Below are 10,737 nucleotides of genomic sequence, written 5' to 3'. Positions count from 1 at the left end.
AGTCGATCTCCCCCCTTGTGGGGGAGATGTCCGGCAGGACAGAGGGGGGTAACCCTCCCACCGACAGCGCCCGCCACTCCTCAACCCCAACAACACCCCGCCCCGGCCACCAGATCCCGGCCTTCATCAACGGCGCCGCCGCCTCCGGCTTCTCAGCCCCTGACAGCATCGCCTCGGCATAATCGAGAAACGCATGCGTATTCGCATCACCGCCCTCGATCAGATAGGCCCAGAGCGCATTCAGATCCTCAAGCGGTACATTCGAAAATGGCGTCAACCCCGCATCCGGCTTCGAATCCCCGGGCAGCACCGCGATCAGCGCACCATGCCGCGCCGCAACCGCATGCAGCGCCTCCAGCGCGTAGTGGAAATAGCTGGCGCCGCCGAGCGCCCTCACGATGATCAGCTTCGCATGCCGCGCCGTGCGCTCCACATAGGCATCGACGGACATCGGATGCTTGAGGCTCATCAGGCTGGCGATGCGCAGCGACCGTCCCCCACCTCGCTGACGATGCGCGGCTGCTACCGCCGCCAGTTCGGTGTCGGCAGCGGAGAGAAACAGGATGTCGCCGGGCGACTGACCAAGATCGATCGCCTCCTCGCCGTCGTTGATCGTTCCCTGCTGGGCTAGAAGAAGGTGCATATCGATGTGTCTTTACGGAGAATGGTATTCGTAGGCGTGGAGTGCGTGGCCCCCTCATCCGACCCTTCGGGCCACCTTCTCCCCGTTGGGGAGAAGGAAAGATTGTTGCGAGCGGCCGGCCCCGAGTCTCTTCTCCCCCACGGGGGTCCGAAGGACGGGTCGAGACCAGCGGCTCGACCCCGGTCGGTGGCCCGAAGGGTCGGATGAGGGGGCCACACGGCACCACTCAAACGATTTTCAAAGCAACAACCGCCCATCCCAACCATCAACCTTAAACCAGACCCTCGATCGCCTCACGCACCGCACCCTCATCCATTTCGTGCAACCCGATCACCACCAGCCGCGTGCCGCGCGTCTCGCCGGCGGCCCAGGCGCGGTCGAAATAATGGTCGATCCGGCTACCAACGGCCTGCAGCTGCAGGCGCATCGGCTTGCCGGGGACGTCGACGAAGCCCTTGACGCGCAGAACGTCGTGCTCGGCGATGATGCCCTTCAGGCTCTCGACGAAAACAGCCGGATCGGCGATCGGGCCGAGCTCGACGACGAAGCTGTCGAACTCGTCGTGATCGTGCGGCGTGCCGTCCTCATGCTCAAGTTCGTGATGGGACTTGCGGTTGCCGATATCCGCCTCGGTGCCGATGCCAAGGCCGAGCAGTACGCTTGCCGGCACCTCGCCGTTCTTCGCCTCGATCATCGCGGGCTTGCGCGCCGTGCGCGAGGCAACCTCATCGCGCACCCGGGCAAGGCCGGCGCCATCGATGAGGTCGGTCTTGTTGAGCACGATCAGGTCGGCGCAGGTCAGCTGGTCCTCGAAGAGTTCCTCGATCGGGCTCTCGTGGTCCAGCGTCTCGTCCTCCGCGCGGCGGGCGTCGACGGCGTCATGATCGTCGGCGAAGCGGCCGGCGGCGACGGCGGCGCTGTCGACCACCGTGATCACGCCATCCACGGTCACCTGCGTACGGATGTCGGGCCAGTTGAAGGCGGCGACCAGCGGCTGCGGCAGGGCAAGACCCGAGGTCTCGATGACGATATGATCAGGACGGTTCTCGCGCTCAAGGAGCTTGCTCATCGTCGGGATGAAGTCGTCGGCCACCGTGCAGCAGATGCAGCCATTGGTGAGCTCGATGATATCGTCCTCGGTGCAGTTTTCCGCGCCGCAGCCCTTCAGCACTTCGCCGTCGACGCCGAGATCGCCGAACTCGTTGATGATGAGCGCGATCTTCTTGCCGCCCGCATTGGTCAACAGGTTGCGGATCATCGTCGTCTTGCCGGCGCCAAGAAAGCCGGTGATCACTGTGGCGGGGATCTTCTGCTGGTTCATCAATTCAACCCTTCATTTTCAGCGGCAGTCCCGCCGCGATAAAATACACATCCGCGGCGACCGCCGCGATCATCTGGTGCAGCCGTCCGGCATGGTCGCGAAATTCGCGGGCCATGCGGTTCTCGGGCACGATGCCGAGGCCGACTTCATTGGAAACGATGACGAGGCGCGCCTTCGCCTGTGGCAGATAGGCGGCCAGTGCCGCGAATTCCGCCGCCATGTCGCGCTCTTCCATCATCAGATTGGTAACCCAGAGCGTCAGGCAATCGACAAGCAATGCCCGCCCCTCGCCATCGATGGCAGTCAGCTGGCCGACTAGATCGAGCGGCTCCTCGTGCGTCATCCAGAGATCACCGCGATCGGCCTTGTGCTGATCGATCCGCGCGCGCATCTCCTCGTCCCAGGCGCGGCCGGTGGCGATGTAATGGCGCTCGAGACCGCTGGCGATGACCAGCTGCTCGGCAAAACGCGACTTGCCGGAGCGGGCGCCGCCGAGGATTAGGCTGGAGGAAACCGTGATCATGCCGCGAAGGCTTCCGGCGATAAGCGCGGCCATCCACCACGATCTCCCTCATTCCTGTGCTTGTCACAGGAATCCAGCCACCGCGTGTCCGCGCGGTGAATGGCTTCGTTGCTTGCGGGGTGTCTTCCGCGTCCAAGGACTTGGACGCGCTGGATTCCTGTGACAAGCACAGGAATGAGGGTGCCCATATTGAACGTTCCGAGCGCCCGGCCTGACGCCGACGCCAAAATCTCATTGTCTGCCATGACAACCTCCGTGCTGGCATTGGGCACACTTGCCCAGGGGTGGGCTTTGCGCCCGGCACGATTGGCAGGTCTCCTGGCTCGCGGGTCCAGGCGACGATCGGGCTAGCCACGCAGGCCATCCCGATCGTGCCATCGGTTCTTCCTCGCCTTCCCGGCTGCAATCATGAAAAGGCGGACGATTCGTAGATTTAGAGGCGTCCAACCCCGGTTGATCATGGCTTGCATTGCCAGTGGCTTTTCCGCCGTCTTCAGCCCCTCACCCGCCTGCACCACGCAGGCAGCCGGCTTGAGAGCATCCGACGCCGGACGGAAGACCCTGACCGCTCTACAGTCGCGGGGTCGGCTGTGATGAAGGCGCCCTGGTTGGGTCCACCCCGTCACATTCCCTTTTCATCCGCACCGCTTTTGGCGATCCGGAACCATCCGTTATCGATCCATGGTTAGGCAAGCGTGACTGCGAAGTCAATCGACGGCCAATCGCAGCCACCAGCCAAATTGACTGACATCAAGCCTCAAGACGATCATCTCTACCAGATTTATCGTCTATTATCAGAGACTTAATGTCATAAAAACTTGTTGCGTCAGCCGGGTTTTTGCCGCATTTGCAGCGCATGCGGCGCAGCACCGCAAATGTCCCCTCCTTTACCACCCTTGAACGGGCTTCCGCCCGCCTAGTTTCCCCACCATGCGCCTGAAAATCAATCTGAGACGGCTTGGCCCGCTACACACACTGCTCGATGTGGGGCGCATGCGCGCGCTCCTGAGACGCAGCGAAATGGGCATGGTGCTGGCCGGCGCGCTGATCGGCGTCACGTCAGGCCTCGCCGTCACCGGCATGAGCCTGATCTCGCGCGAGATGCACAGCCTGATCTTCGGGATCAGCGACGTGGAGCGTCTGAGCTCCTCTCAGATCGACGACAAGTTCCTGCTGATGGCCGCCCCCGTTTGCGGCGGCATCCTGCTCGGCCTGTTGATGTATGTGCTGGCGAAGACCCGCAAGAAGCCGATGGTCGACCCGATCGAGGCCAACGCGCTACATGGCGGCCGCCTGTCCTTGACCGACAGCATCATCGTCGCGATCCAGAACCTGATTTCCAACGGCTTCGGCGCATCCGTCGGCCTTGAGGCCGGCTATACGCAGTTGGCGTCCGGCATCGCCTCGAAGCTCGGTTTCAAACTACAGCTGCGCCGCGCCGATCTGCGCGTTCTTGTCGGCTGCGGCGCCGCCGGTGCCATCGCGGCCGCCTTCAATGCGCCGCTGACGGGCGCCTTCTACGCCTTCGAGCTGATCATCGGCACTTACACGATCGTGTCGCTGACGCCGGTCGTCGTCTCGGCACTCGTTTCCACGCTGGTCGCCCGGCTGCTGGCCGGCAGCGATTTCATCATCGATGTCGGCGATTTCGGCACCGTCATGCCGGCCGACTATGTGCCCGCCATCCTGCTCGGCGCCTTCTGCGCCGGCATCGGCATCCTGATCATGCAGGGCGTCGCCTTTATCGAGGAGCTCGCACGCCGCAGCTCGATCGCGCTCCCCTTCCGCCCGGCGCTTGGCGGCATCATCGTCGGGTTGCTTGCGCTGGTGACGCCGCAGGTACTGTCGGCAGGCCATGGCGCCCTGCATCTCAATCTCGACCGAGAAGTCGTGATTCCCGTGCTGATCGGCCTTTTCCTGCTAAAGGCGCTGGCCTCGGCGATATCGATCGGCTCCGGCTTCCGCGGCGGCCTGTTCTTCGCCTCGCTGTTCATGGGCGCGCTGCTCGGCAAGTTCTTCGCCTACTCGGCCCCCTATTTCGCCCATGCGACACTGACACCGATCATCTACGCCGTCGTCGGCATGAGCTCGCTTGCCGTGGCCGTCATCGGCGGACCGCTGACCATGACCTTCCTGGCGCTCGAGATCACCGGCGACTTCCCGATCACGGCGCTGGTCTTGGCTGCCGTCATCACCTCGTCGCTCGTCGTGCGCAGCACCTTCGGCTACTCCTTCGCCACATGGCGCTTCCACCTGCGCGGTGAAAGTATCCGCAGCGCCCATGATGTCGGCTGGATCCGCAATCTGACGGTCAACAAGCTGATGCGCGCCGACGTCAAGACCGCGAAGGTCGGTATCAGCATCGAGCAATTCAAGGAAAGCTTCCCGATCGGCTCGGCCCAGCGCGTGATCCTGGTCGAAGACAGCGGCAAATATGCCGGCCTCGTGCTTGTGCCGGATATCTACGCCAACCTCACCGACACCGCCGACGAGAGCAAAGGCCTCGACGAATTCGTGCGCTACCGCAACGACTTCCTGACCCCGCAGATGAATGCCAAGCAGGCCGCCGCGATCTTCGACAAGACGGAAAGCGAAGCGCTCGCCGTCGTCAACAATCTCGTCGAGCGCACCGTGGTCGGCCAGCTCAGCGAAGCCCACACGCTGCGCCGCTACAGCGAAGAACTGGACCGCCGCCGCCGCGAGGTCTCCGGCGAGATTTAACTGAGCAGACTATCCAGCCAGCGCTTGTCGAGATGCGTTTCGAGCTCTGCAGCAACCTCGTCAAGCGCCTGCTCGACGCCGGCGCGATAGTCGCGGCTTTGGCCTGTCAGGCCGAAGCTTGCAAGCAGCCGGGACCGGTAGCCGTCACTCGCAAACAGCCCGTGCAGATACGTCCCAACGATCCGCCCGTCCCCTGAGATCGCGCCATCAGGCTTGCCATCGACGATCGCGAAGGGCCGCACGCGGTCGGCGCCTTCGGTAATCCCGAGATGGATCTGGTAGCCCGAGAGAGCCTCGCCATTCTCCGCCGAAACCGCCACGCTGTTGCGCACGGTCTTCTCCGCGTCCATGACGGTCTCGACGTCGAGCAAGCCGAGCCCCTCGATCTCGCGCACGCTCCCTTCGATCCCCAGCGGATCACGCACCGTCCGGCCGAGCATCTGGTAACCGCCGCAAATGCCGATGACCCGTCCACCGCGCCTGATATGCGCGGAGAGATCCTGATCCCAACCCTGCGTCCTGAAATCGGCAAGATCGGAAATAGTCGACTTCGACCCAGGAAGGATGATCAACTGCGCATCGGCAGGCAATCGTTCGCCAGCGCGCACAAAGACGAGTTCCACATCCGGCTCCGCCAGCAGCGGATCGAGATCGTCAAAGTTGGCGATCCGCGGCAAAACCGGAACCGCGACCTTCAGCGCCCCGGCCTGCCCCCGCGCCAGCCGCTCCAGCGCCACCGAATCCTCCGCCGGCAGCCGCGAAGCGGCCTTCAGCCAAGGCACGACGCCGAAACAGGGCCAGCCGGTGAAACGCCCGACAGCAGCAATCCCGTCATCGAATAGCGACACGTCGCCACGAAACTTGTTGATGATATAGCCCGAGATCATCGCCCGATCCTCGTCAGACAGGATCGTGTGCGTACCGACCAGCGAAGCGATCACGCCGCCACGATCGATATCGCCGACGAGAACCACGGGAACGCCGGCGCGCGTCGCAAAGCCCATATTGGCGATATCGCCGGGCCGCAGGTTGATCTCGGCGGGCGACCCCGCCCCCTCGACGATGACGAGATCGGCGCCGCCCGAAATCCTCTGAAAGCTTTCGGTGACATAGTCGAGCAATTGTGGCTTCAGCCGCTGGTAGTCGCGTCCCTTGGCCTGCCCCCAGACCTTGCCCTGCACGATGATCTGGCTGCCGACATCCGATTGCGGCTTCAAGAGCACCGGGTTCATGTGCACGGACGACGGCACCCGCGCGGCCATCGATTGCAGCCACTGCGCCCGCCCGATCTCGCCGCCATCATCGGCGACCGCGGCATTGTTCGACATGTTCTGCGGCTTGAACGGGCGCACCGAGATGCCGCGATTGGCGGCCAACCGGCAAAGGCCGGCGACGAGCACCGTCTTGCCGACATCCGAGCCGGTTCCTTGCAGCATGATGGCTTTGGTCATTTGGCGCGGCGCTCCTCAAAACTGAAGACGGCGTACAACGGCGTTTCAGCCCCGGTCAATCGCAACGGCTCAATCGCAGCCGCTTGAAATGCGAAAGCCGCGCAGACCTAAGGTCGCGCGGCTTGCCGAAATACGCTGGCGCTTTGCCCATACACGGCGAAGCTCACGTTCCCCGGGACGCAATACCTGATCCGGAGAAGCAGCGGTTGTCCCCCGCCACGCAGCTATTCTTAGCGCCACATTGTTACCGGATGGTTAGTGAGCACTTAACCAAATATGAATTCAGGCCCTTTTGACGATTTTGTTTCGGCAACGATATGAGCGGATTGAGACAGGCTGCCGCACGGGCGACAGGTTTCGGCAAGCCAGCGCGTTGCATATAAGTCGCCGAAGACGACTCGCCGCTTCCAGCGGCGAACGAGTACCGATGACATGGAGAATGACGATGACCTCAGCCCCGTTTCCCGATTCCGAGACGATCGCCGCCAAGTTTTCCGCGCTGGGCGAACAGGACAAGTCCTATCTTGGGCTGATCATGGAAAACCCGGCGCAGGACGACAGCCTGCTAGATGGCATCCATCGTCACCTCGACAATGCGTCGCGCGCACCGTTCCTGAACACGCTGAAGCTCGAGGCATTGGGAAAATGGGTTGGGGACGCAGCACCGCCGCGTCTCCAGATTCGTTTGATGGAAGCTTCCAAGTCCAGCCAGCATCCGACCTACTCCGCCTTCCGCAAGGGCCTGACGGCATCGGGTGGCCTAGAGAAAGCCTATCCGCAGGCGAAGATCTGAGCCGGCTTAGCGCTGCGCGGCGTGATTGACGTTGCGGCCGGCATCCTGCGTGGCGTTGACGGCGTTCGCCGTATCGCGACCGACGCCACGGATGGTGTTGGCGCAAGAGGCCAGAGTGAACAGAAGCATGATGGCAGCACCAATCTTTACCGTGGTGGTCATAGTCGGAAATCCCTTGTTTAAAAAACCGCTCTCCGCAGCCAGTCGCACGACTGCTGCGCGCTGATAACGCACTGAACCGAAAAAGGTTTCAGCCGGACTTCTCTTTTTTAAATGAGCGATATTAGCCGGGCACGAATACCCTGCCCGGCTGACCTTCAGGCGGCGATCGCCTTGGCTTTTTCGCTGAACGCAAGCCGGATGCTTTCGGCCACCGTTTTCATAGGCGCGGTCATCTGCGAGATGGTCAACAGGCGGATATCGAAGGAGCCGAGCTCGGGAAGCCCGTCCTGCGCGCCGAGGATTTCCATATCCTCTCCGACATAGGAGCGCGGTAGCGGCGCGATCGCGAGATCAGAGACCACGGCGGCGCGCTGCGCCATCGTGTGGCCGCTCAGAAACGCCACGCGGAAATCCCGCTTCATCCGCTCGAGCTGCGCAAGCGCCTCAAGCCGCCAGATGCATCCCTCTTCCCAGATGGAGATTGGCAGCGGCTCGCGGCGATGCGCGGTACCGCATTTGGCGCCGGCCCAGACCAGCCGCTCGCGATAGACGATCTCACCATCGGTCGGCAGCGGGCGCGTGGCGCAGTTGATCAGCGCCAGATCGAGCCTCTGCTCCTCCATGCGCTTGCGAAGCCCCAGGCTCATGTCGATGGTCACATCGACCATGATGCCAGGGAAATTCTCGGCGAAGTTCTTCAGGATCCCGGGCAGGATGCGCTCGCCGATATCCTCGGGCGCCCCCAGCCGCACGACGCCGCTCAGCTCCGGCATGATGAAGCGCGACACGGCCTCATTGGAGAGAGCCAGCATGTTGCGCGCATAGGAGAGAAGGACCTCTCCGTGCTGCGTCAGCGACACCGAGCGGGCGTCGCGCAGAAACAGCGTCGCGCCGAGCTGCTCCTCGAGTTTCTTGATCTGCATGGACACGGCCGAAGGCGTTCTGAAGACGGCTTCGGCGGCCGTTGAAAAATTGCCGGTCTCGGCGATCGCCACGAAGGTGCGCAGCACATCGTTGTCGAGGAGCGGAATGGGACGGCGAAGCGGAGCTGTCATCATCTCATCTTTCAATTTTCTTGATACATAACACAATATCATTTTGTTTGATTGAAAGTCAACCAAGGTTCAATCTGGCTGGCATCGGATCACTTCGATGAAGGAGACAAACCGATGACCACTCGAACCCTGATAGACAGCCTGCGCGACTTCATCGCCCGTCGGCGCGTTTTGGCGATGCGACGGACCGCCATCGAGCAGATCGCCCGCCAGCCCGGCCACCTTGCCGCCGATGTGAACGTGCCGCGCCGGTATGCGCCAGCGGGCATCACTGTCGTCATCGTGTACGGAGAACATTTTTTTGATTCATCTAACCATTTGAAATTATTGATCAGCGGAAAATTTTTTCGATTCTGAGTACGCAATTCTCTAAGCTCTGCCGATGATCGATAGGAGATACTGTTCTCCATCGTCACGGTGATATCGATGCAAGTCAAGTAGGGTCAGCTTTGCTCCAGCTGCTTGAAGGCCAGCCCCAATTTGAATGACCGACTGTGGCTTTATGCCCTCCATGATCAGTCTGGCTCTAATCTCGAACGGCGAAATGAACTCGTCTTGGAAACGCCAGATTTCTTCCATGGTGATGATGTCACCTTTGAAATATCCATGACGCTTTAACGCCCCAACATCTCCGGTGCCCATTCGCAGGTAAAACTTTGCTTCTCTCACATTGACAATCGCCTTCGGATCGACGCTCGCCTGATGAGTTTCGCATATGTGCCGGACACGCTCTACGTTGCCGGTGTAAGCGCTTTCCAAAAAGTTCTTGGACGAAGCTAGGATGCTCACGCCAATCTTTTTACTGAGGACTTCTTGCATGACTTGCGACCAGGGATGCCGAGACGACTTGCTCCCCCAGACAGCAACGGGAAGCGAGACCAAACCCCTAGCCCTCGCCTTAGCTGTATGTCTCGCAAATGCGTCAAAATTCATGGGAGGTGCGCCGCTCGGGATGCCCAACCGCTCTGCATATCGCCTATCTGGGCATTCGATGACCTGATCAGCATACAGCGAAAGCATATCGAGAACAGGCAGACCAAACTTCTTCGCCTGCTTCATGACAGCAGGTGATGACCAAAATTTCACTTGTGTTGCGCCGCGACGTGCTTGGGAGTTCACGTCGTAATTTCTTGTCCGACCGCTCAGAACTGTGGCGAGTTCCTTCCTCACGACCTTTCTCAAGTCCGCCGTCACACCGTACAAGCTGCTGTCTAGGGTGTGGTTCTGATCCGGCCTCTTATTTGAGGCGTAAATCTCAACGACTTCGGCAAATTTCTTCGGCCAACCTTTGATGGCACTCCCTGCCAGACTAAGGCTCTCGGCTGTGGGGCTCGGCCTTCTGGTACCTCCCGAATCTTCTGTTTGGATGACTCGTGCCAAGGTCGTCGCCAGCGTAAAGATTTCTCCCGTGCCGAAGCTTTTCAAGTCATCGTGTACTCGGCAGGCGCTCTGGGCTTCCGGGTCGATCAAGTTGGTGACGAAGTCCAAGCCTTCAACATCGTCGACCTCGACAAGTGCTTGGGGATAGTCGCGAAAGTCGGCTATCCCACAACGAGTGCACCGGCAGATGTCTCCCGCAATTCGATATTGAAGGATCGAATTGCACTCTGGGCAGCGGTCTAAAAGTCGCTCTTTTGTGCGGGGATCGAACGAGAGGCTACGAATAGACCAGATCGCCTTTGCAAAAGGTTTCTCACTCAATGAACGCGGGGAAATACGACGAGTGGCTATCAGCTCGTTCCCGCTGATCTCGACGCCAAAAAAATTAACGCCACGACTTCCCTTCCGGTACATCAGGCGCTCGATGTCCGCGACACCGTTGGGGACTCCAAGAAAGTCCGCAAGCACTTTCACATCAAAATCGGACCGAGCGAAACGTGAATGACCCCACCCCTGCTTTATGCTGTGTTTGCCAAGCAGGCGGTTGATAATCCAAAGATCATGGAAACCATTTTCCGCACATGCACGGAACACGATATCTGCCAGCCCCTCCCCTGGTTGCGGTTCTACTGGAATAGCAAGGGCTTTCGGTCCTGACACACTAGGATGCTCAAAACCTCCAGCCATT

At 60.9% G+C, this 10,737-nt stretch carries 9 protein-coding genes, 1 pseudogene and 1 riboswitch; of the genes and pseudogenes, 3 read left to right on the top strand and 7 right to left on the bottom strand.

The features are described 5' to 3' along the window. The 3 genes and pseudogenes from ACODTZ_RS21260 to cobU all read right to left on the bottom strand — a co-directional run. A pseudogene (locus ACODTZ_RS21260) lies at window positions 1-643 on the bottom strand (cobaltochelatase subunit CobN); the annotation flags it as partial. A gap of 271 nt (window positions 644-914) precedes the next feature. After that, window positions 915-1,964, bottom strand: coding sequence for a cobalamin biosynthesis protein CobW (gene cobW / locus ACODTZ_RS21255; protein ID WP_489027835.1), 1,050 nt, complete (start codon window positions 1,962-1,964; stop codon window positions 915-917). 4 nt (window positions 1,965-1,968) lie between these two features. Next, on the bottom strand, window positions 1,969-2,487 hold the full coding sequence (gene cobU / locus ACODTZ_RS21250; RefSeq protein WP_489027844.1) for a bifunctional adenosylcobinamide kinase/adenosylcobinamide-phosphate guanylyltransferase: 519 nt from the start codon (window positions 2,485-2,487) through the stop codon (window positions 1,969-1,971). 291 nt (window positions 2,488-2,778) lie between these two features. Then, window positions 2,779-3,171, bottom strand: a riboswitch (cobalamin riboswitch). Window positions 3,172-3,417: 246 nt separating this feature from the next. Between cobU and ACODTZ_RS21245 the strand changes: the two genes are divergently transcribed. Further along, the gene (locus ACODTZ_RS21245; protein WP_489027833.1) at window positions 3,418-5,208 is read left to right on the top strand and encodes a chloride channel protein; all 1,791 of its coding nucleotides are present in this window, start codon (window positions 3,418-3,420) and stop codon (window positions 5,206-5,208) included. Here the strand turns inward: ACODTZ_RS21245 and ACODTZ_RS21240 are convergent. Then, a complete protein-coding gene (locus ACODTZ_RS21240) occupies window positions 5,205-6,659 on the bottom strand; it encodes a cobyric acid synthase (protein WP_489027831.1) in 1,455 nt (484 codons plus the stop codon). The genes ACODTZ_RS21245 and ACODTZ_RS21240 overlap by 4 nt on opposite strands. Before the next feature lie 445 nt (window positions 6,660-7,104). Between ACODTZ_RS21240 and ACODTZ_RS21235 the strand changes: the two genes are divergently transcribed. Next, window positions 7,105-7,452, top strand: coding sequence for a hypothetical protein (locus ACODTZ_RS21235; RefSeq protein WP_489027829.1), 348 nt, complete (start codon window positions 7,105-7,107; stop codon window positions 7,450-7,452). A gap of 6 nt (window positions 7,453-7,458) precedes the next feature. Here the strand turns inward: ACODTZ_RS21235 and ACODTZ_RS21230 are convergent, their stop codons facing one another. Together ACODTZ_RS21230 and ACODTZ_RS21225 are read right to left on the bottom strand one after the other, a co-directional pair. Continuing rightward, the gene (locus tag ACODTZ_RS21230; RefSeq protein ID WP_047505485.1) at window positions 7,459-7,614 is read right to left on the bottom strand and encodes an entericidin domain-containing protein; all 156 of its coding nucleotides are present in this window, start codon (window positions 7,612-7,614) and stop codon (window positions 7,459-7,461) included. A 155-nt stretch (window positions 7,615-7,769) separates the two neighbouring features. Further along, on the bottom strand, window positions 7,770-8,711 hold the full coding sequence (locus ACODTZ_RS21225; RefSeq protein WP_181459226.1) for a LysR family transcriptional regulator: 942 nt from the start codon (window positions 8,709-8,711) through the stop codon (window positions 7,770-7,772). A gap of 72 nt (window positions 8,712-8,783) precedes the next feature. Here ACODTZ_RS21225 and ACODTZ_RS21220 point away from each other — a divergent pair, with 72 nt between their 5' ends. Then, a complete protein-coding gene (locus ACODTZ_RS21220) occupies window positions 8,784-9,026 on the top strand; it encodes a hypothetical protein (RefSeq protein ID WP_489027827.1) in 243 nt (80 codons plus the stop codon). A 12-nt stretch (window positions 9,027-9,038) separates the two neighbouring features. On the opposite strand, the gene ACODTZ_RS21215 is transcribed toward ACODTZ_RS21220, so the two are convergent. Beyond that, window positions 9,039-10,736, bottom strand: a complete 1,698-nt coding sequence (locus ACODTZ_RS21215; protein ID WP_203428655.1) for a hypothetical protein — start codon at window positions 10,734-10,736, stop codon at window positions 9,039-9,041. Between the last annotated feature and the right edge of the window lies 1 nt (window position 10,737).

Source organism: Rhizobium sp. FG113, assembly GCF_057809895.1.
The sequence above is the reverse complement of the archived record's forward strand: the minus strand, read 5'-3'. Positions and strand labels throughout refer to the sequence as shown.